Raw genomic sequence first — 18,110 nt, 5'->3', positions numbered from 1 at the left:
GGCAGGCACTTCCCCGCCTGCCGGCTCCCCCCTCACCGCATCCCATCTCCGCCAAACCCGACCGGCGACAACACCACCGGCATGGAAAGTGCTTGGCACGGGAGGTAGCGAAGAGATCGACCGCCCCGTCCTCCTACCTCCAGGCCCTGCGCATTCATGCAGGTCGCCTGTAGTATTCGTGAAAGAAACTCCTCATATCCTTTCAAAGTGGTCCCACCACGTTGATGCAGTCCTGATGAAAACCGCCCGCTCCCCCTTCGCCCTCCGTCACCGCCCCTCCCTGCTGCATCGACATGGCCGGCTTGCCAGCCTGCTGTCTGCGTTCACGCGTCGTGCCGCGCGGCGGCTGGAGTTGCGCTCCTTCCCCTTGCTGCAGGAACAGTTCAGCGCCGAGGAAGGATGGCGCGCCTGCCTGGCCATCGCGCTGCCGCTGGCGGCGGCCATGGTGAGCGGCCAGCACTGGCTGGCATGGGCCGTGTTCGCCGCTTTCTGGACCTGCCTGTGCGACGCCCCGGGGCCGCACGTCCAGCGGCGGCGCCTGCTGGCCGGCTTTGCCGTGGCGGGCACGGTAGTGGCGTTCATCGGTTCATGGAGCGCCTCCTGGAGCAGTCACGCGGCCCTGCTGGCCGCACCGGTGATGGTGCTGCTCAGCGTCACGCTGATCGGTGCCATTCAGTCGGCAGCCCTGCTGGGGACGCTGCTGGCAGTGGTGGCGGTGGTGGCGGCCGGGTTCCCGCACGCGCCGGCGTTGGCGGCGCTGCAGGCTGCATCCTTCCTGATCGGCGCGCTCTGGGCCTGGCTGCTGATCAACCTCGTCTGGCGTATCGACGAACACACCGCCTTGCGCCAGGCGGCGCAGGCGGCCCTGCTGCGCATGCTCGACATGAGCCGCGACCTGCTGGCCGCTCGCGACGGCCAGCACCGTGAACAGCACTGGCACAGCGAACACGGCGAACACCGCCGTGCCGTGCGACTGGCATTGGAACGGCTGCGCACCATGCTGCAGCTTCATGAACGCGCCCCGGGTGGTGGCGCGCACACCTATCGCCGCCTGCTGGAAGCCTGCGAAATGATCTTCAGCGCCTTGATCGCGCTGGAACACGCCGCCATCCAGCAACTGGCCTCGCCCGGCGAGCGCCGCATCGTGGCGCGGGTAGCACGCATCGTGGTGCTGCGCGCATACCAGCGGCTGTCGCTGGAACCGCATGCCCCGCTGGCATCCAACCAGGCCCGCCCGATCGACCTCAAGCGCAGCAGCCGGCTGACCGACACCTTGATGCGCGGCTGCCTGTCGGCCTTGATGCAGGCCCACACGCTGCTGCTGTCCGATCCCGCCTGGGCGCAATACCACGAGGAGCACGGCAGCGATGATCCCTCACCGACCGCAACGCGACCCGACTGGCGCACCGGGCTGGGCCGGGGCCTGCAACAGGGCGCCCGTCAGGCCGCCGGCGTGGCCGCCGTGTTCTATGCGGCCCAGGTGTTCCAGCTCGGCTATCCCTACTGGGCCACGATGGCCGTGGTAGTGGTGCTGCAAGGTGCGGCACGCCAGACCTGGACGCGCTGCCTGGAGCGCATCCTGGGAAGTCTGCTCGGCGGTGCATTGGCGCTGAGCCTGCTCCAGGTCGCCTCCGGCGTGACCTGGGTGCTGCCGCTGGTGGCGGTGATGCTGGCCGGCCTGGCCATCGCCCTGCGGCTGGTGAACTACACGGTATTCGTGGTGTTCCTGACCATGTTGTTCATCTGCGTGACCGAAATGCTGCAACCTGGTGTGGGCATCGCCTCGGCCCGGGCGCTGGACAACCTGATCGGCAGCGCCGTCGCCTTGCTGGCCGCCCTGGCGCTATGGCCCGAACTGGGTGCCTCGCCGCGTGAGCGCATCGCGCTCGGTCTCAAGGCCAATCGCGACTATCTGGATGCAGTGGTCGGCCACCAGCCGCCATCGACCTTGCGTCGCCTGCAGCGCCAGGCCGGGCTGGCCAGCATCGACGCCGAGACCGCCCTGCACGACCTGGGTGGCTTGCGCCGCCACAGCGAACGCCTGTCCCACAGCGAGATGGCCCGTCTACGCGAAGTGCGCGAACTGGCCGGGCAGGCATCGGTGGCCTGGCATCTTGATCAAGGCACCCGGCAGGACCTGGCCACGGCGCGGGAGAGCTGATCCGGTATACTTCCGGTTTTACCGAGTCTGCCTGCCCCGCCCACCGACATGTCCGACCAAGCCCCCGAACCGATCTTCCCTGATGACGCTGTTGCCGGTGCCGATTCCATCCCCGCGCCGCGACGCTGGATCGTCCTGCAGAACATCCATGAAGTGGAAACCTGGATCGATACCTACAACCGCGAACTGCAGGCGGTGGTGTTCCGCCACAAGATGAACACCGTGAACGCCGGCCAGGGCATCTGCTTCACGCTGGAACTGGGCGGCGAAATCTATCTGCACACCACTCCGGAAGGCCAGATCCTGCTGGATGTCAGTGAGGAAGCCGCCTGGGCCGCGCCGGTCATCAGCGCTGCCGCCAATGTTCCCGCCCCTGCCGGTTCGGTCTGGGTACTGCCGCCCGATACGCTCACGCAACTGGTGCTGGGTCTGTCAGGGCTGATCGCCAGTTCACAGTTCGTGCTGCGGCATGAATATCGCCTGGGCAGGTCGCAGCGCCCGTACTGAGACGACCGCCCTGCTCCGCCTCGCCTGCATCGATACCCATACGAAGAAAGTCAACGATGAAAGAACGCACCCTGATCGCCGCCGGCGCCATCAACATGTTCATCGCCGTAGGCTGCGGCGCCTTTGGCGCGCACGGCCTGAAGCGGATGATTTCGGAAGAGATGCTGGCGATCTGGCATACCGCCGTGACCTACCAGGCCATGCACGCCCTGGGCATGATCGCCATCGCCCTGCTCATGCCGCGCATGGCCGGCGCGGCGATGCGCTGGGCCGGCAATCTGATGCTGGCCGGCATCGTCGTCTTCAGCGGCAGCCTCTACCTGCTGGCGCTGACGGGAACGCGCATCCTGGGCGCCATCACGCCCCTGGGTGGTGCGGCCTTCCTGGCCGCCTGGCTGCTGGTGGCGTGGGCCGCCTGCAAGCGCGACGCCTGAGACCTGCTCAGGCAGCCGCGCCGCTCAGGACTTCCTTGACCAGCTCGTCGATCTCGCCGGTGATGTTGGACAGCACGCCGGCCACCACCGAAAATTCCTTGCCGGCCTGACCCGAACGGGCTGCCACGATGCGCGCATTGAAGGCCACCATCTTGGCTTCGCGGGCGATGATCTCGATGTCGGTCATGATGCCGCGCAATTGTTCGCGCATGAGCCGCGCATGCTTCTTCGACTGGGCCTCGTAGACCGCCGTGATCTCGTTGAGCACGCCCAGCAGCGGCGTGGTCTCCTGCACCAGTTGGGCCAGCAGCTCGGGGCCGCTCTTGAGCCGGTCTTCGATGGCGTTGAGGGTGCGCTGGGCCAGCGCGGCGAATGCGGTGATGCGGGCATCACCGGCGGCGCGCCCGTAATACACCTCTTCCAGCTCGGGACAGAACACTCCGGGCAAATCGCCTGAACGCTTGAGCAGGGCCGCATGCGCATTGCTGAACAGGGCCAGCGCCTCGCGGGCGGTAGCACAGGCGCCCTGCTGCCCCTGCGCGGCCAGCACCGCATAGAGCACCAGACGCTGCGAGGTGAAGCGACGACGCCCGGAAAGATTGATCAAGGCGCCGAAGACTTCTCCCGACAAGGGCACGGTGGACGCATCCTCCGCCACGCGGTCGGGTGCGGTATCGATCAAGGCCAGGGTGGACATGGCAAGCTTCCTTCCTACAATGCAACGATAAAGCGCGCAGACGTGCAGCGCGCTGCGCGTCTGCGCAAGGGCCGGGGGCGACCGGACCCAATCAGGTCAAGAGCCGCGCCGACTACCCGTGACGGCTCAGGCCGCCTCGCGCGCCGGATGGGCCTGCTTGCGATACAGGAATTCCAGCACCGCGGTGCGGTACAGGCCATACTGCGCGTCCTGTGCCAGCACCACCCGGTCACGCGGCCGGGCCAGCTTCACCTCCAGCACTTCGCCGATGGTGGCGGCCGGGCCGTTGGTCATCATGACGATGCGGTCCGACAGCAGCACCGCCTCGTCCACATCGTGGGTCACCATGACCACGGTGGATTCGGTCTTGGCCACGATCTTGAGGAGTTCATCCTGCAGATGGGCGCGGGTCAGTGCATCGAGTGCGCCGAACGGCTCGTCCATCAGCAGGACCTTGGGTTCCATCGCCAGGGCGCGGGCGATGCCTACGCGCTGCTTCATGCCGCCGGAGATTTCATTGGGACGCTTGGTCTCGGCCGCGTTCAGCCCCACCAGCGCCAGTGCGGCGCGGGTGCGGTCGCGCAGTTGCGTGCGGTTTTCGCTGGCGCCAAAGACGCGTTCCACGCCCAGGTAGATGTTTTCATAGCAGGTCAGCCAGGGCAGCAGTGAATGGTTCTGGAACACCACCGCCCGCTCCGGGGCCGGGCCACCGATCTCGCGGTTGGCGCACAGGAGCACGCCGTCGCTGGGCTTGAGCAGGCCGGCGATGAGATTGAGCAGGGTCGACTTGCCGCAACCGGAGTGGCCGATCAGGGTAATGAATTCGCCCTTGGCCACCGTCAGGTTGATCTCGCGCAGCGCGTGGAAGTCGCCCTTCCTGGTATGGAACACCATCTCCACGCCGTGGATGTCGATGAATTTGCCGTTGATGTTATCCATGAAGTGCTCCCGCCTGTTCAGTTGTTGACCTGTTCATAGGTAAAGGCCTTGGCCAGCGCCACCAGCAATTGCTCCAGCACCAGCCCCACGACCCCGATGACGACGATGGCGATGATGATGTGCGGCACGTTCAGGTTGTTCCATTCGTCCCAGACCCAGAAGCCGATGCCGACGCCACCGGTGAGCATCTCGGCGGCCACGATGACAAGCCAGGCGGTACCGATGGACAGGCGCACCCCGGTCAGCATGTAGGGCAATACCGAGGGGAATAGGATCTTGGTCAGCACCTTCCATTCCGACAGGTTCAGCACGCGCGCCACGTTCATGTAATCCTGCGGCACCCGCTGCACGCCCACGGCGGTGTTGATGATCATGGGCCAGATCGAGCAGATGAAGATCGACCAGATCGCCGCCGGATTGGCCGACTTGAACACCAGCAGCCCGATGGGCAGCCAGGCCAGTGGCGAGACCGGACGCAGCAGGCTGATGATGGGGCCGAACATGCGCGACAGGAATTCCACCCGGCCGATGGCAAACCCCAGCGGGATGCCCACTAGCGCCGCCAGGCCGAAGCCCATGCCGACCCGCTGTAGCGAGGCCAGCACGTTCCAGCCTATGCCCTGGTCATTGGGACTGTTGCGATAGAAGGGATCGGAAAACATCACGCCGGCCTCCTTCAGGGTGACCCATGGCGTGGGGAAACTCGCGGTCTTCAGGGCGATGATCTGCCACACCAGCACCAGCAGCGCCACGCCCAGCACCGGCGGCACCACGCGCATGAACAGTCCGCCTGCGGCCAGGCGCTTCCTGGCGGCGCGCACTCTGGAGCGGGTGGTGACGGCTACCGGCGCCGCCTGCACCTGGCTGGCGGCAGGAACAGGTCCACCCTGGCCGTTGGCGGCGGGCTTGGCGTTATCGCCCATGATGCTTTCCATGACTGCACTCATCGCTTTCCCCTTGCTGATGACATTTCACTGTGACGGCCAGCGCTTTGGCTGCACTGCCAGCGCTGGCCGCCGAGGCTTACACCTTGATCTTGAACGACTGCGCATAGGCAGCCGGATTCTTGCCGTCCCAGACCACGCCATCGACCAGTTTGGAACTGCGCATGACTTCCTTGGGCAAGGGCGTCTTGGTCATGGCGGCGGCCTCCTTGTAGAGATCGATCTGGTTCACCGACTTGGCCACGGCGAGGTAGTCCGGATCGCTCTTGAGCAGGCCCCAGCGGCGATGCTGGGTCATGAACCACATGCCGTCCGACAGAAAGGGGAAGTTCACCTGCCCTTCATCGTAGAACTTCATGTAGTTGGGGTCGTCCCAGGTCTTGCCCAGCCCGTTCTGGTAGCGGCCCAGGATGCGCTGGTCGATCACGTCCTTGCTGGTGTTGACATAGGACTTGTCGGCAATGACCTCGGCCATCTTGTTCTTGTTGGCCAGCGAGGCGTCGATCCATTTGCTGGCGTCCAGGATGGCGGCCATCATGGCGCGGCAGGTATTGGGGTATTTCTGGACGAACTCCAGCGAGGTACCCAGCACCTTTTCCGGGTGGTCCTTCCAGATGTCCTGGGTGGTGATGGCGGTGATGCCTACGCCATCGACGATGGCGCGATGGCCCCAGGGCTCGCCCACGCAGAAGCCGTCCATGTTGCCCACCCGCATATTGGCTACCATCTGCGGCGGCGGCACGGTGATCACCTTGGCATCCTTCATCGGATGGATGCCGTTGGCGGCCAGCCAGTAATACAGCCACATGGCGTGGGTACCGGTGGGGAAGGTCTGGGCAAAGGTGTATTCACGCTTGTCGGTCTGCATCAGCTTGGCCAGCGAGGCGCCGTCGACGGCGCCCTTGTCGGCCAGCTTCTTGGACAGGGTGATGGCCTGGCCGTTGTGGTTCAGGCCCATGAGCACCGCCATGTCCTTCTTCTGCCCGCCGATGCCCATCTGCACGCCGTAGATCAGGCCATAGAGCACGTGCGCCGCATCCAGCTCGCCATTGGTCAGCTTGTCGCGCACGCCGGCCCAGGAGGCTTCCTTGCTGGGGACGATCTTGATGCCGTACTTCTTGTCGAAGCCCAGTACCGAGGCCATCACCACCGAGGCGCAATCGGTCAGGGGGATGAAGCCGATCTTGACCTCTTCCTTTTCCGGTTTGTCCGACCCGGCGGCCCAGGCGCCGCCGCTGGCCAGCCCCAGCATGCCGGCCCCGGCCGCCAGGCCTGCGCCCTGTATCAGCGTGCGGCGCTTGCCGTCCACCACGTCGATCATCCCCGCCGGCTTGGCTGGTTCGATTTCTGCGAGCTTGCCGGCCTTGTCCGCCTGAGCGTTGAATTCCATAGCACCCTTCCCCTTGCGTTGCGAATTGACGAAAGACATCAACAAAAAAGGCGTGTCCCGTCATGGATGACCATGCCGGAAGACGCCTTTGTCCTGGACGATGCGACCGCCGTTGGTCACACCTTCACATCTATTGCGCACCGAGTGCGCTATATCCTCGATTCAGCAAAGACTGTGCCAGCGCCTGATAATCGCCCGCAAAGCCTTGTCGCCGCTGTGCCGTTGGTCGATGGACCAGGGCTGCCGGGTGCTCCCGCCAGCCTGCGTGCGCCGTCAAAACGCGCGCAGACCGCACTTCCTTTGTGCTTTGCACCAACTTGGCGGCATGGTCGGGGCGGAGCCGGGGACGTAATGGGGGAAATGGAGGAGGTGGCCGCCTACCCGGCCTTGCCGGATTTTCCTACAGCACATTGCGAAGGCCGCTGATCGCGGCCACAACATCGCTCAGCCTATGATGGCTCAGCATCAAAGAACGACCCGGCGCTTGCACCCTGGCGGGCAAGAACGAACTCAATAAGAAAGGAGAAACTCCATGACCCTCGGCACCATCCTGCTCATCGTCCTGATCCTGATCCTGCTCGGCGTGATTCCGGCCTGGCCGCACAGCCGCGGCTGGGGCTATGGTCCCAGCGGCATCGCCGGCACCATCGTCATCATCCTGTTGATCCTGTTGCTGCTCGGGAAGATATAAGGCGGGGCGGCAGCAGATCCGCCAAGGTGCTCTGCTGCCAGCGCCCCCTGATCCCATCCCTGCGACCCTCCCCTCCCGGATGCAAGCCTGATACCATCGGCCTGCGGAAGGGAACACGGCGCAGTCGGTGCCCTGTCACCGACCGCGCCGTTTGCATTGCGTCCGGCTGGCTTCTCCGCCGCGACAGAGGTGTGGACGGCCCATCCCCTTGAAGTTTTCGCACGTCCGTGATGAGGCCTACAACAGATGAACAACAAACTCCTCGCTTGCCCCCTGCCCGCCTGCCTGGCCGCGCTGACCATCCTGTGCGCAGGCGCTGCCCATGCCGCCCCGCAATCCCAGTCCAATGGCGACCCCGCCCGCTGGTACCAGACCGCCGACACGCCCAAGGAGCGCCTGCGCAATCTCAATCAGGAAACCGCCGCTGCCTACGCCGAGGCGCTGAGCGACTGCAAGGCACAGCGCGGCAAACAAGCCAGGAACTGCCGCAAGGAGGCCGCCGCCGCCCGCAAGGACGACAACGCCCGTGCCCGGCGCATCTACGAGGACTACAAGGCAACGGACGCCAAGCCGGCGTCCTGAGGCCGACGCGCCGTGCTCCCGCCGCTGGATTTCTCCTGCACCATGACAAACGCCGCAACGAAATGCATCGTTGCGGCGTTTGTCGCATTCGGTCTACGCAGGCCGGGATGACCCGCTTTCCGCTTTCAGTAGAGTGCCGGCTTACTTGCCCACCTGGTTACCGATGACACCCCCCACGGCGGCACCACCCACGGTGCCGATGGCGCTACCACCGGTGAGCACTGCGCCACCCACTGCACCGGCGCCTGCGCCAATGGCGGTGTTCTTGTCGCGTGCGGACATGTTGCTGCAGCCGGTCATCGCGGAAAACGCAAAGATGGCTACCGAGGTCACTGCCAGTTTTTGAATTGTTTTCATGACTACTCCTTCCTCATTGTCGAATTGAGCCCGACGATCAGATTGCGCAGAGGGTGTCGCCGAACCACTGGCAACATCGCCACGGCATCAGGTCATCGGACGCATGATCACGCGCGCAGCCGGAGCTTGCGGCGCAGCCTTGGCCGATTCGCGGGCCACATCCTCGGAACATGCATCAGCCTGTTGCCCGGAGAGCAATACGGCTTCACGCATGAACCTGGAACGACGGCCTTCAGCCATGTCCATGTACCGGAACTTCTGTTGACCAGCCTTCTGCAGGCGGGACGCATCGACCGGCATGTGACGATCCATCGTCGAGGTCGACCAGCGTGCTGCGCTGGCATCGGCCTGTCGGGGCGCTGCATAAGCGGAAGAGGCAAGTGCCGAGGCGGCTACCAGCATGCAAATACCGACTGTTTTTTTCATGGTCTGCCCTTTCAGGGGTCCCTTCTTGGCGGTGAGCAAAAAATTTCATGCGGCAACCCGAGAACTCTTTTCCATTTCCCGGCTCTACCAGCACCATGGCGACATGGTCGCGGAAATTGCTGCATCACAAAATCAGCCGTTTCCGATTCTGGCGTAGGAAAATTCCTACACTGCCATCCCGCCGCGTGCCGAAAATGCCGTGGGCTCGTCAGAACCCATGCGGCACTCACGGCGACGGCGCCCGCCTCTTAGTTCTTTGCCGCTTCCTTGGCATCGCCATAGGACTTCTGGACATTGCCTTCCACCTGCTTGGCGGCACCCTTGACCTGCTGCGTGGTGTTGCCGGTCAGCTCACCGGTCTTCTGCTGCACCTTGCCTGCCACTTCCTTCAAGCTACCCTTGACTTGATCCTTGTTCATGATGGCTCCTTTGTGGTTGATTGCCTGATAGGTCCCGGCTGCAAAGTCAGGACATTCCTGCCCGCTGGCCGGCACCGCCGCCTTGTCTGCCCTTCGGGTCAGGCTGCGACGATGAGTCCATGGTATCGATGAGCCTGTGGCGCGCACATAAGAGAGTCGCCCTTTCGCACGTAGGAAAAAACGAAAAATCGTGCAGGAAAAACGCCCCCCTGAACAATCCTCACCAAAATGCAGAAAGCCGCCCTGGAGGCGGCTTTCGGACGAATGGCGGGAGGCAGGAACGGCGTCGGTGCGGGCCGCTCAGGCGTCGCTGGTCGGCAGTTCAGGACGGATCGGCAGGCTGATACTGATCAAGGCGCCCTTGCCCGGCGTCGAGCGGATATCGACCTCCCCGCCGAAGAAGGTGGCACGCTCGCGCAGGCCGCGCAGGCCATAGGTCTTGTGATTGTCACGCCGCTCCTCGGGGATGCCCACCCCATCATCGCGCACGGTCAGGGCAACGTGGTCCTCGTCGATATCGAGGATCACATCCACCTTGCTGGCCTGGGCGTGCTTGGTGACGTTGTTGAGCATTTCCTGCAGCATGCGATAGATGGCGATCTCCATCTCATGGCCCACATCCACGTCTTCATCCGGCAGGCTGGCGTGACAGGCGATACCGGTGCGCTCATGCAATTCGTCGAGTTGTTCGGAGATCGCGGCCTTGAGACCGAACAGGTCCAGCGTATTGGGGCGCAGTTCGGTCTGGATGCGGCGGGTGGTGGCTACGAGCGACTTCATCAGGCCCTGCATGCGGGTCTTGCGATCGGCCCATTTTTCATCCGGCGGCAGGATCTGATAAACCCCTTCCAGGTGCATCGACAAGGCCGTCAGGGAGGCGCCCATGTTGTCGTGCAGCTCGCGGGCGATGGCACGCTTTTCTTCTTCGCGCACGGTTTCCAGGTGGTTGGTCAGCTCGCGCAGCAGGGCGGTACGCTGGATCACGGTCTTTTCCAGCTGGCTCTCGCGCTGGCGCAGTTCGTCCTCGGCCTGCTTGCGCTCGGTGATGTCGGTGCTGATGCCGATGACACCCTGCACGCTGCCATCCTTGCCGAACCACGGCACCTTGGCGGTCTGGAAGGTGACCACGCCCTCGGGCAGGTGCAGCGTCTGCTCCAGCTTCTCGGGCTTGCCCGAGGCCATGACGCGGCGGTCGTCGCGGTCCACCGTATCGGCCTCTTCCTGCACCAGGAACAGTTCGCGGCTGGCGCGGTACATGGTCTCTTCCCAGGTCTTGCCCAGCTTGTGCAGGGTGGCCGGATTGGCGAAGATCATCAGGCCCTGGCGGTTCTTCACGAAGATCGGATCGCTGGTACTTTCGCTGACGGCATTCAACAAGGCGCTGGTCTCGGCCAGCTTCTGTGCATTGCGGGTCCGTTCGCCGTATTCGCTGTCCAGCCGGCTGGCCGAGCCCCAGAAGATGAAGAGCACGATGGCGCCATTGATCAGGGTCAGGGTCGGCAACACCAGCTCCGGCACGATCCAGCCATGCGTCATGCCCCAGCTCAACAGCAGGCTGAAGGCCAGTAGCAGGAACAGCGTCTGCGGCAGCAGATGACGTAGCATCTGGCCGCCCGGCGCAATGCGCATGATCACCGCCATCAGGGGGTGCGCCGGCCGCGCCATGAGCAGGGCCGCACCCAGCAGCGCGAATACCAGCGCCGATAGCAGCGACACTGGCAAGGGGAAATCGAGATAGATGAACTGGCTGACATCGTACAGATAGCCGACCAGCGGAATGGCTGACAGCGCGATCAACGCAAAGGCCAGGTACTCGGCCGGATAATAGCCGCCCAGCAGACGCCAGTCATGCAGCAGCAAGGCGGCGGCCATGAGCACGAAGCCCAGCGACAGCAAGGGTGGGATCGCCAGCGGCGAGATTGTTTCGGCGCCCTCCAGCGGCAGCCAGCCCAGCGCGAACATGACACCGTGCGCCAGCGTGGCCAGCCCGCCGACCAGCAGCAGCACCGCCAGACCGACGGCGAAGCGCCGCAGCAGCGGACGGCGTACCGGTGAATTCATGCTATTGAAGTAAAGCGCCAGGGCGCCCACGATGAAACCGCCGGCCGTGACTTCGCGCACGGCCAACAGGCCGGAGAGCAGACGCCGGTATTCCGCACCGAGGAAGCCAGTCAGCAGGACCACGATGCCCAGCAGGATCACGGCCATGGACAAGCCCATGGCCAGCGTCACCATGCCGCTGTAATTGGCGTGCGATGCCGCGAAATACTCGACCGATGCGCTGTTCTGGATATCGGCGGAGGACGGACGAAGTCCGTCTTGGTTCTTCTGCATCGTCGGGAATCCCTTGTTCTTTTGCGATCCGTGGTGTCCGTGCGTCCGCGCTGTCCATGCGGTCCGTGCGGTCCGGACATCAAGCCTGCGTCACGGTCTTGCGGACTCCGGGCAGGCTTTTTGCCATGATCGGTTCTCGTTGTCTGGTTGACCGCGGTCGCGCCGAACAGCCTTGGCGCCGCGATCATTGGCGGCACAAATTATGCAGCAAAAGTCCTGCTCAAACCCCGCCCGCCTGGGCCGGCCCCTGCGGCGAATTATTGTTCGACGAGGTGCGCCCGGACTTGCCCCCCTTCTGCGCGGCGAGTTCCTGCAACAGGTCGCACAGCAGCGGCAGTTCGGACGACTTGTCGAAGAAGTGCTGCACGCCGCATTGCACGCCCACGCGCCGATAGGTCGGGCTGACGTGATTGCTGAAGACCACCTTCACCTCGCTCTGGCGGCGGGTATTGGAGCGCGCCAGCGACTGCAGCAGGCTCATGCCGTTGCCCTGCTTCAACTGGATGTCCAGGATCAGCACGTCATAGCTGTTCTGCTGCAGGTGACGCAAGGCTTCCATTTCGGTCTCGGCGTAGCCCACCAGGCGTACGCCGGCAATTTCGGCCAGACTCTCGACGATCAGGTCCCGCACGTCCTCCGAATCTTCCACCAGGAAGAGTCGCAGGATCGTCCCGTCGCTCTCGCGCTGGGGCCTGATGTTGAGAATGTCGTCCATGATGCGATGTACCACTCTTCCTTGCCTGCGACCCCGTTGGCGCTGCCTGGCGCCAACTGCCCGGGTCGCCCGGCCTCAGTCGATCAGGTTGTTCTTGATCGCGTAATAAATGATGTCCGCGTTATTGGTCATGCTCATCTTCTGCAGCACGCGCGAACGATAGGTACTGACCGTCTTCACCGACAGGCAAAGCTCGTCGGCGATCTGGGTCACGCCCTGGCCTTGACCCAGCTTGTAGAAAATCTCGTATTCCCGCTGCGAAAGCGTCTCGTGCAGCGGCTTTTCGGAATCCACCGGTTCGCTGGTGAGCAACTCGGCCACGCCATAGCTGATGTACTTGTGACCGCGCAGGATGGTGTTGATGGCGTTGACCAGTTCGGTGGCCAGCGCCTCCTTCTGCACATAGCCGGAAGCACCGCTGCGCAGCACCTGGACGGCGTACCGGCTCTCGGGGTGCATCGACAGCATCAGCACCGGCAGCTCCGGCTTTTCCCGCTTGATCTGCTTCAAGACCTCTACGCCACTCTTGTCAGGCATTGCGATATCCAGCAGGACAATGTCCCAGTCCTGGGTGCGCACCAGCCGGATGGCTTCTTCCGCCGTGCTGGCCTCGCCGCCAATCTCCATCGACGGAATTTCCGAAATGAAATGGTGCACACCTGCCCGTACGACCGCGTGGTCATCGACTACAAGTATTTTTGTCATGGCAATTTTGAGCAGTGAATTGAAACGCCAGCGCCGGGGGCGCTGCTTGGTACGATTTGTAGTTGTACTCTGGTTTTACGCCGTTTTACGCGGTAATCAAGTCCCCGGGATTTACCCGCTTCCCCACCGCGCCGCCCTTCCCTGGCCGGCTTCGCGCGTGCCCGGCAGCAACGGATTCCAACTATACCCGACTGCACCTGACCTGTCTTCTTGCGCAACGCACCGGATCGTTCCGAGACGCTCTGCAAGCAGCAAGCCCTCAAGCAGGACAAGCGCGGACCGGTCAACAGACCGGTCGCGCGCTCACAAGTTCCCTGCCTTATTGCTTCAGACGCAGGTCGTTACGCACCGAGACCACACCCTTGACGCCACGGGCCAGTTCGGTGGCACGGGCAGCCGAGGTGGAGCTGGAGACGAAACCGGAGAGCTGGACCACGCCCTTGTAGGTCTCGACATTGACTTCCGCCGACTTCAGGTTCGGTTCGTTGAAGATCGCGGCCTTCACCTTGGTGGTGATGACGGCATCATCAACGTATTCGCCGGTGCCTTCCTTGCCCGGGCTGGAGGCGCAGCCCACCAGGGAAACCATGAACAGGGCCAGGAAGAAACCGAGGAAACGCTTGGTCAGGGACATTTTGGTCAGCGACATGATAGAACTCCTATGATGTTGGGGGGATTAGCGTGCTCTGGCGACCCTGGAGCGGATGGTCCGTCCCCTGATCGCCTGTTCAATGAATCGGGATTACTTGCCGTACTTGGCCTTGGCGTTGGCCACGCACTTGTCCTTGGCGTCGCCGCTCAGGGCGTCGCACTTTTCCTTGGCGACGTCATAGTTGGCGTCGTTCTTGTCCTTGCGAGCATCCTTGTCGGCTTCGCTACCCTTGCGCTTGGCCTTGGCATCAGCGATGGCCGATTCGTGAGCAGCCTTGGCTTCCTTCTCGCAAACGTCCTGGTCATTGCCCTTCAACGGACCGCATTTCTTCTTGGCGGCCTTGTAGTCGGCGTCAGCACGCGACTTGTCGGCCTTGTATTGCGCAGCAGCCGGATCGGCGGCGAACGCTGCGCCGTGCATGCCGATGGCGGCAGCACCGAAGATCATGGTTGCGATAATTTTTTTCATTGTGTTGTCCTTCCTCATGGTTTGCTTTGATAGCCTGGGTTGCGGCCTGGGGCCGTATTCTTATGCAGGCCGGCGAACCGGCCTGCGTCCTGCGGTTTCACTCTCTCTTGCTCACTCACACTCACACACTCCAACTTCTATCGGGCGGCAGGCGCGGATGGCCTGGCTTATTGACGCCAGTCCTTGTTGCGCTCCTCGAAATCACGGACCTGCTTCTCGGCTTCGTCCTTGCTCACGCCGTAGGCTTCCTGCACACGGCCGGCCAGCTGGTCCCGCTTACCGGCGATGACGTCGAGATCGTCGTCGGTCAGCTTGCCCCACTGTTCCTTGGCCTTGCCCTTGAATTGCTTCCAGTTGCCTTCAACGATGTCCCAGTTCATGTTGCTCTCCTTGTTGTGGTGTTTGGGGTGCGGGCAGGATGCACTCCTGTCCGGCTTCGATACGCCTGTGCGCTACGCTTACAGACCCAGCAGATCGCTCATGTCGTCAGCGTGTTCTTCTTCCTGCGCCATGATCTGGATCAGCATGTGCTTGGTGGTCGGATCGTCGTCGCCGATGCGTTCGATCATCTGGCGGTAGGCCTCGATGGCCACACGCTCCTCCACCAGGTTGGCGCGGATCATGTCCTTGATATCGGAGGACTCGTCATACTGCGCATGGCTGCGCTCGGCGATGGTCTTCGGATTGAAATCCGGCTCGCCATTGAGCTGCACGATGCGCTCGGCAATCTGATCAGCGTGGCTCTGCTCTTCCTGCGCATGCTGCAGGAACTCGCCCTTGATGGACTCGATTTCCAGACCCTTGGCGGTGTAGTAATGACGCTTGTAGCGCATCACGCAGAGCAGCTCGGTCGCCAGTGCATCGTTGAGCATGGCGACGACTTCCTCGCGATTGCCGCGGTAGCCTTCCGTCACCGCGCCATCATCGATCTTCTTGGCGGCAGCGCGAATGGCATCCTTGTCCAGATGGAATTCGGATTTTTTCTTGACGTCGGTCTTCGGGGGATTCTTGGTCATGGTGGTCATTCCTTTTCTCCGTTTTCTTGACTAATACGCTTCGCTTCGGGATCCACTCCCTGCGAGCGCCTGGCTGCAGCCGGGATGCCACGCAGGCATCGCAGCGGCCTGCGGAAATCAGTCGTGGTCAGCGCAGCGACCCACGGCCAGACCGACCAGCAGGCCGATACCGGTGCCGATGGCAATGGCGCGCCACGGGTTGGACTGCACATAGTCATCCGTGCTGGTGACGATCTGGCGACCGGTCTCCACCACAGCCGCCTGGGCATCCTGCGCGGTACTCAACGCCTGCTCCAGCAGATCCTGTGCGGTCGCACGCAGGTCATCGGCTTTCTTGCCGGTAGTGTTGGCCGCTTCGGCAAACATATCCTGGGCTTGCTGCAGCAACGATTGGACATCGCTGCGGACGGTCTTGAATTTATTGGCTTGCATACTTGCCCTCCATGTATTCGTTTCAGGTTGAATGGCGGACGGGGTATCGTCGTCGGCGCCTTCAAAAATTGCTTACATCAGATACTGCAGAACGACCAGCATCAGCACCGGCACACCCAGAAGCCATCCGAGCACGAGCTTGTCCATGATCTCCTCCTCCGTTGTTCTTGGTCATCCCGGCGATCTCGTGTCATCGCGACGCTATCTCCGGCGCCATCGTTTGCTGCTTCGTTTGCTGCTTCGTTTGTTACTTCATTGGCCGCTGCATTTGAGCTCTTCGCTTCGTCTCGCATTGCCTCGGCACTGCATTCATCACTTCCGAAAATCTCTTCTGCGAGTCAGGATCAAGATACTGATCGCACACCGGTCTCGCTATCGGCGCCAGCCCGATTGCCTTGTAGGACAAAGGGCGAGCAGCATCGCACGATGGGACTCAGCGGCGACCACGCTGGGCCACGACGCGGGCGCTGCCGCCCTCGTCTTCCCAGCGTTGCAAAGCCAGCTTCTGCTGACGACGATCACGGCGCGCGGCCTCACGGGCCAGCATGCGCAAGGTAGCGCCGACCGCCACGCCGGCCATACCGGCAGCCCATAACAGTTTTCTGGAAACACTCATCTTTTTCTCCTGCTGCTAGTTGACTGGACTGCGCAGGCTTTACACCGAACCCGCACGCTGGCGCAGGGAGCGCTTGATCAGGTCCTGCGCCTCGCCGACGGCATGCATGATGCGGCCGTCCATCTGGCGCCGCTGCGCTGCACGTTGCAACTGCACATTACCCAGCGCGCTGCCCACGCCTTCCTGGAACTTGCCCAGGGCAAACTGGAACTGGCCGGTGATGGTCTTCTTGTTCATGGTGCATCTCCTCGTGGTCAGGGTGGTCTGGGTGTTTCCGAAGACGGCTTCGGAGTTGCGTTGCGTTTCGTTTCTGTTCTTTCCGTTCTACCTGCTCTCGTTGTATCGGCTCTCTCTGCGCACCCGGTCTACCCGTTACGCCGGCTTACCTGTGCAGCATGGGAAAAATGATAGCGAGGCCCTACTGCCGGGCTCTATAGGACGGCTGCCGATTGTCTTGTAGGACAAAGCGCAAAGGCTTGTCGGCATTGGGATTGCGGCAATCGGGTGAACGTCGCACGCAAGATCGGCAGCCTCCTCGGCAGAGGCTGCTGGCAGGAGGAAACCGCGGCTGTTTTCCTACATGCGCTTGCGTCACAGTCCGATGGAATTCACCGCAGCGAGGTCATAGGATGACATCGTGCAAGTGAAAAACAGCGTCGGCCACAGGGCTTTACATCGCCTTTGCCGACGTCCCTCCACCTGAAACCAACGCATAAGAAGGAGAACATCATGGGCAAGTATTTTCTGGCGTGGCTGTGCGGCGTTCCGGCTTTCCTTCGGGTGCTAGGGCCTGTTCACATTTAATCTACGAGTGCGAGAGGTCGCCAAGCGTTGACTGCCTAGGCGCGGCGACGCGCCGTAGTGGTGCTACGGCAAGGAGCTGCAACAACGGCAGGCGACGCTTGGCGGCCTCTCCCGGAGGGTTGGCGCCAGAAGGCGCGCTGGCGGCGTTGCACGTCAGGGCTGGTGGCACCACCACCAGCCCTGACGCGCGCCTTGCCACCACGCCTTCTGGCGCCAACGCATCTCGCAGATTAAATGTGAACAGGCCCTAGTCTATCTGTTCGTACACTGACGTGAATCACTGCTGTGACGACAATGACGCGGCCCGGCGGTGCCATAAGCGAAGAAAACGCGAGAAAGGAGAGCAACATGAACAACGATCGTCTGATTTCCACGCTCAACGACCTGATCCAGATTTCCATCGATGGGGAAAAGGGCTTCCGCGCCTGCGCGGACGATGCGCAGGAACGCTACATCCCCTACAAGGACACCTTCATGGTACGGGCCACCGAATGCGCGCAAACGGCGCTGGACCTGCAGGACCTGGTGCGCCGGTTGGGTGGTGAGCCGGCCAGCCACAGCACGCTGGGCGGCACCCTGCATCGGCAGTGGGTCAACCTGAAGAGCGCCATCACCGGTCGCGATGACGAGAGCATCCTGGAAGAGTGTGAACGCGGCGAGGATGCCGCCGTCAACGCCTACCGCAAGGCATTGAGCGAGGACTTGCCCACTGATATCCGCCTGATCGTGGAGCGCCAGTATCAAGGGGTACTGGCCAATCACGACAAGGTGCGCAGCCTGCGAAATCAGGTGCGGGCGCGCAAGGCGGCCTGATACCGCAC

The 18,110-nt window shown here is 62.9% G+C and carries 23 protein-coding genes; 6 read left to right on the top strand and 17 right to left on the bottom strand.

Annotated features, from left to right (window positions below; genetic code table 11):
• Positions 1–235 precede the first annotated feature (235 nt).
• Genes I5R65_RS24020 through I5R65_RS24010 form a run of 3 tightly spaced genes read left to right on the top strand, consistent with a single transcriptional unit; the run spans position 236 to position 3,102 of the window.
• Entirely contained in the window at positions 236–2,161 is a 1,926-nt protein-coding gene (locus tag I5R65_RS24020; protein WP_180671272.1) for an FUSC family protein, read from the top strand.
• 48 nt (positions 2,162–2,209) lie between these two features.
• The gene (locus I5R65_RS24015) at positions 2,210–2,668 is read left to right on the top strand and encodes a hypothetical protein (protein ID WP_180671271.1); all 459 of its coding nucleotides are present in this window, start codon (positions 2,210–2,212) and stop codon (positions 2,666–2,668) included.
• 56 nt (positions 2,669–2,724) lie between these two features.
• Positions 2,725–3,102: a DUF423 domain-containing protein gene (locus I5R65_RS24010; protein WP_180671270.1), complete on the top strand. Its 378-nt coding sequence runs from the start codon at positions 2,725–2,727 to the stop codon at positions 3,100–3,102.
• Between the two features lie 7 nt (positions 3,103–3,109).
• On the opposite strand, the gene I5R65_RS24005 is transcribed toward I5R65_RS24010, so the two are convergent.
• The 4 genes from I5R65_RS24005 to I5R65_RS23990 all read right to left on the bottom strand — a co-directional run bounded on the left by I5R65_RS24005 (position 3,110) and on the right by I5R65_RS23990 (position 6,934).
• Positions 3,110–3,799 (bottom strand): methyl-accepting chemotaxis protein, encoded by a 690-nt coding sequence (locus I5R65_RS24005; protein ID WP_180671269.1) that lies wholly within the window; start codon positions 3,797–3,799, stop codon positions 3,110–3,112.
• 126 nt (positions 3,800–3,925) lie between these two features.
• Positions 3,926–4,738 (bottom strand): ABC transporter ATP-binding protein, encoded by an 813-nt coding sequence (locus tag I5R65_RS24000; RefSeq protein ID WP_180671268.1) that lies wholly within the window; start codon positions 4,736–4,738, stop codon positions 3,926–3,928.
• Positions 4,739–4,755: 17 nt separating this feature from the next.
• On the bottom strand, positions 4,756–5,685 hold the full coding sequence (gene ntrB, locus I5R65_RS23995) for a nitrate ABC transporter permease (RefSeq protein ID WP_180671267.1): 930 nt from the start codon (positions 5,683–5,685) through the stop codon (positions 4,756–4,758).
• 76 nt (positions 5,686–5,761) lie between these two features.
• Positions 5,762–6,934: a CmpA/NrtA family ABC transporter substrate-binding protein gene (locus I5R65_RS23990; protein WP_180671275.1), complete on the bottom strand. Its 1,173-nt coding sequence runs from the start codon at positions 6,932–6,934 to the stop codon at positions 5,762–5,764.
• A gap of 670 nt (positions 6,935–7,604) precedes the next feature.
• Here I5R65_RS23990 and I5R65_RS23985 point away from each other — a divergent pair.
• Both I5R65_RS23985 and I5R65_RS23980 read left to right on the top strand, forming a co-directional pair.
• On the top strand, positions 7,605–7,763 hold the full coding sequence (locus I5R65_RS23985) for a DUF3309 family protein (RefSeq protein ID WP_006464722.1): 159 nt from the start codon (positions 7,605–7,607) through the stop codon (positions 7,761–7,763).
• 246 nt (positions 7,764–8,009) lie between these two features.
• Positions 8,010–8,345 (top strand): hypothetical protein, encoded by a 336-nt coding sequence (locus I5R65_RS23980; protein ID WP_180671266.1) that lies wholly within the window; start codon positions 8,010–8,012, stop codon positions 8,343–8,345.
• Between the two features lie 141 nt (positions 8,346–8,486).
• On the opposite strand, the gene I5R65_RS23975 is transcribed toward I5R65_RS23980, so the two are convergent.
• The 13 genes from I5R65_RS23975 to I5R65_RS23915 all read right to left on the bottom strand — a co-directional run bounded on the left by I5R65_RS23975 (position 8,487) and on the right by I5R65_RS23915 (position 16,722).
• Entirely contained in the window at positions 8,487–8,702 is a 216-nt protein-coding gene (locus tag I5R65_RS23975) for a glycine zipper 2TM domain-containing protein (RefSeq protein WP_006464720.1), read from the bottom strand.
• Between the two features lie 87 nt (positions 8,703–8,789).
• Positions 8,790–9,128 carry a hypothetical protein gene (locus I5R65_RS23970; RefSeq protein ID WP_180671265.1) on the bottom strand — a complete coding sequence of 113 codons (339 nt, stop codon included), beginning with the start codon at positions 9,126–9,128 and terminating at the stop codon, positions 8,790–8,792.
• A gap of 248 nt (positions 9,129–9,376) precedes the next feature.
• The gene (locus I5R65_RS23965; RefSeq protein WP_180671264.1) at positions 9,377–9,547 is read right to left on the bottom strand and encodes a CsbD family protein; all 171 of its coding nucleotides are present in this window, start codon (positions 9,545–9,547) and stop codon (positions 9,377–9,379) included.
• Between the two features lie 300 nt (positions 9,548–9,847).
• Complete coding sequence (locus I5R65_RS23960) at positions 9,848–11,881, bottom strand: PAS domain-containing protein (protein ID WP_180671263.1); 2,034 nt, start codon at positions 11,879–11,881, stop codon at positions 9,848–9,850.
• A gap of 220 nt (positions 11,882–12,101) precedes the next feature.
• Positions 12,102–12,596: a response regulator gene (locus tag I5R65_RS23955; RefSeq protein ID WP_180671262.1), complete on the bottom strand. Its 495-nt coding sequence runs from the start codon at positions 12,594–12,596 to the stop codon at positions 12,102–12,104.
• 75 nt (positions 12,597–12,671) lie between these two features.
• A complete protein-coding gene (locus I5R65_RS23950; RefSeq protein ID WP_006464715.1) occupies positions 12,672–13,301 on the bottom strand; it encodes a response regulator transcription factor in 630 nt (209 codons plus the stop codon).
• 319 nt (positions 13,302–13,620) lie between these two features.
• A complete protein-coding gene (locus I5R65_RS23945; RefSeq protein WP_180671261.1) occupies positions 13,621–13,950 on the bottom strand; it encodes a BON domain-containing protein in 330 nt (109 codons plus the stop codon).
• Between the two features lie 93 nt (positions 13,951–14,043).
• A complete protein-coding gene (locus tag I5R65_RS23940; RefSeq protein ID WP_102664530.1) occupies positions 14,044–14,421 on the bottom strand; it encodes a cell envelope biogenesis protein TolA in 378 nt (125 codons plus the stop codon).
• Between the two features lie 167 nt (positions 14,422–14,588).
• Positions 14,589–14,801, bottom strand: a complete 213-nt coding sequence (locus tag I5R65_RS23935; protein ID WP_180671260.1) for a CsbD family protein — start codon at positions 14,799–14,801, stop codon at positions 14,589–14,591.
• Between the two features lie 78 nt (positions 14,802–14,879).
• Positions 14,880–15,446 carry a ferritin-like domain-containing protein gene (locus I5R65_RS23930; RefSeq protein ID WP_180671259.1) on the bottom strand — a complete coding sequence of 189 codons (567 nt, stop codon included), beginning with the start codon at positions 15,444–15,446 and terminating at the stop codon, positions 14,880–14,882.
• Positions 15,447–15,554: 108 nt separating this feature from the next.
• Positions 15,555–15,869 (bottom strand): YqjD family protein, encoded by a 315-nt coding sequence (locus tag I5R65_RS23925; RefSeq protein WP_180671258.1) that lies wholly within the window; start codon positions 15,867–15,869, stop codon positions 15,555–15,557.
• A 433-nt stretch (positions 15,870–16,302) separates the two neighbouring features.
• Positions 16,303–16,485 (bottom strand): hypothetical protein, encoded by a 183-nt coding sequence (locus I5R65_RS23920; protein ID WP_180671238.1) that lies wholly within the window; start codon positions 16,483–16,485, stop codon positions 16,303–16,305.
• 39 nt (positions 16,486–16,524) lie between these two features.
• Complete coding sequence (locus I5R65_RS23915; protein WP_180671257.1) at positions 16,525–16,722, bottom strand: CsbD family protein; 198 nt, start codon at positions 16,720–16,722, stop codon at positions 16,525–16,527.
• A gap of 915 nt (positions 16,723–17,637) precedes the next feature.
• Here I5R65_RS23915 and I5R65_RS23910 point away from each other — a divergent pair.
• Entirely contained in the window at positions 17,638–18,102 is a 465-nt protein-coding gene (locus I5R65_RS23910; protein WP_180671256.1) for a PA2169 family four-helix-bundle protein, read from the top strand.
• Positions 18,103–18,110: the final 8 nt, after the last annotated feature.

It is taken from the genome of Herbaspirillum sp. AP02, assembly GCF_015767275.1.
Lineage (GTDB): Bacteria > Pseudomonadota > Gammaproteobacteria > Burkholderiales > Burkholderiaceae_D > Herbaspirillum.
The sequence above is the reverse complement of the archived record's forward strand: the minus strand, read 5'-3'. Positions and strand labels throughout refer to the sequence as shown.

Excerpts from the sequence above, each read along its gene's own strand:
- I5R65_RS24020 (WP_180671272.1), top strand. The coding sequence starts at position 236 with ATGAAAACCGCCCGCTCCCCCTTCGCCCTCCGTCACCGCCCCTCCCTG.
- I5R65_RS24015 (WP_180671271.1), top strand. The coding sequence starts at position 2,210 with ATGTCCGACCAAGCCCCCGAACCGATCTTCCCTGATGACGCTGTTGCC.
- I5R65_RS24010 (WP_180671270.1), top strand. The coding sequence starts at position 2,725 with ATGAAAGAACGCACCCTGATCGCCGCCGGCGCCATCAACATGTTCATC.
- I5R65_RS24005 (WP_180671269.1), bottom strand. The coding sequence starts at position 3,799 with ATGTCCACCCTGGCCTTGATCGATACCGCACCCGACCGCGTGGCGGAG.
- I5R65_RS24000 (WP_180671268.1), bottom strand. The coding sequence starts at position 4,738 with ATGGATAACATCAACGGCAAATTCATCGACATCCACGGCGTGGAGATG.
- ntrB (WP_180671267.1), bottom strand. The coding sequence starts at position 5,685 with ATGAGTGCAGTCATGGAAAGCATCATGGGCGATAACGCCAAGCCCGCC.
- I5R65_RS23990 (WP_180671275.1), bottom strand. The coding sequence starts at position 6,934 with ATGCTGGGGCTGGCCAGCGGCGGCGCCTGGGCCGCCGGGTCGGACAAA.
- I5R65_RS23985 (WP_006464722.1), top strand. The coding sequence starts at position 7,605 with ATGACCCTCGGCACCATCCTGCTCATCGTCCTGATCCTGATCCTGCTC.
- I5R65_RS23980 (WP_180671266.1), top strand. The coding sequence starts at position 8,010 with ATGAACAACAAACTCCTCGCTTGCCCCCTGCCCGCCTGCCTGGCCGCG.
- I5R65_RS23975 (WP_006464720.1), bottom strand. The coding sequence starts at position 8,702 with ATGAAAACAATTCAAAAACTGGCAGTGACCTCGGTAGCCATCTTTGCG.
- I5R65_RS23970 (WP_180671265.1), bottom strand. The coding sequence starts at position 9,128 with ATGAAAAAAACAGTCGGTATTTGCATGCTGGTAGCCGCCTCGGCACTT.
- I5R65_RS23965 (WP_180671264.1), bottom strand. The coding sequence starts at position 9,547 with ATGAACAAGGATCAAGTCAAGGGTAGCTTGAAGGAAGTGGCAGGCAAG.
- I5R65_RS23960 (WP_180671263.1), bottom strand. The coding sequence starts at position 11,881 with ATGCAGAAGAACCAAGACGGACTTCGTCCGTCCTCCGCCGATATCCAG.
- I5R65_RS23955 (WP_180671262.1), bottom strand. The coding sequence starts at position 12,596 with ATGGACGACATTCTCAACATCAGGCCCCAGCGCGAGAGCGACGGGACG.
- I5R65_RS23950 (WP_006464715.1), bottom strand. The coding sequence starts at position 13,301 with ATGACAAAAATACTTGTAGTCGATGACCACGCGGTCGTACGGGCAGGT.
- I5R65_RS23945 (WP_180671261.1), bottom strand. The coding sequence starts at position 13,950 with ATGTCGCTGACCAAAATGTCCCTGACCAAGCGTTTCCTCGGTTTCTTC.
- I5R65_RS23940 (WP_102664530.1), bottom strand. The coding sequence starts at position 14,421 with ATGAAAAAAATTATCGCAACCATGATCTTCGGTGCTGCCGCCATCGGC.
- I5R65_RS23935 (WP_180671260.1), bottom strand. The coding sequence starts at position 14,801 with ATGAACTGGGACATCGTTGAAGGCAACTGGAAGCAATTCAAGGGCAAG.
- I5R65_RS23930 (WP_180671259.1), bottom strand. The coding sequence starts at position 15,446 with ATGACCACCATGACCAAGAATCCCCCGAAGACCGACGTCAAGAAAAAA.
- I5R65_RS23925 (WP_180671258.1), bottom strand. The coding sequence starts at position 15,869 with ATGCAAGCCAATAAATTCAAGACCGTCCGCAGCGATGTCCAATCGTTG.
- I5R65_RS23920 (WP_180671238.1), bottom strand. The coding sequence starts at position 16,485 with ATGAGTGTTTCCAGAAAACTGTTATGGGCTGCCGGTATGGCCGGCGTG.
- I5R65_RS23915 (WP_180671257.1), bottom strand. The coding sequence starts at position 16,722 with ATGAACAAGAAGACCATCACCGGCCAGTTCCAGTTTGCCCTGGGCAAG.
- I5R65_RS23910 (WP_180671256.1), top strand. The coding sequence starts at position 17,638 with ATGAACAACGATCGTCTGATTTCCACGCTCAACGACCTGATCCAGATT.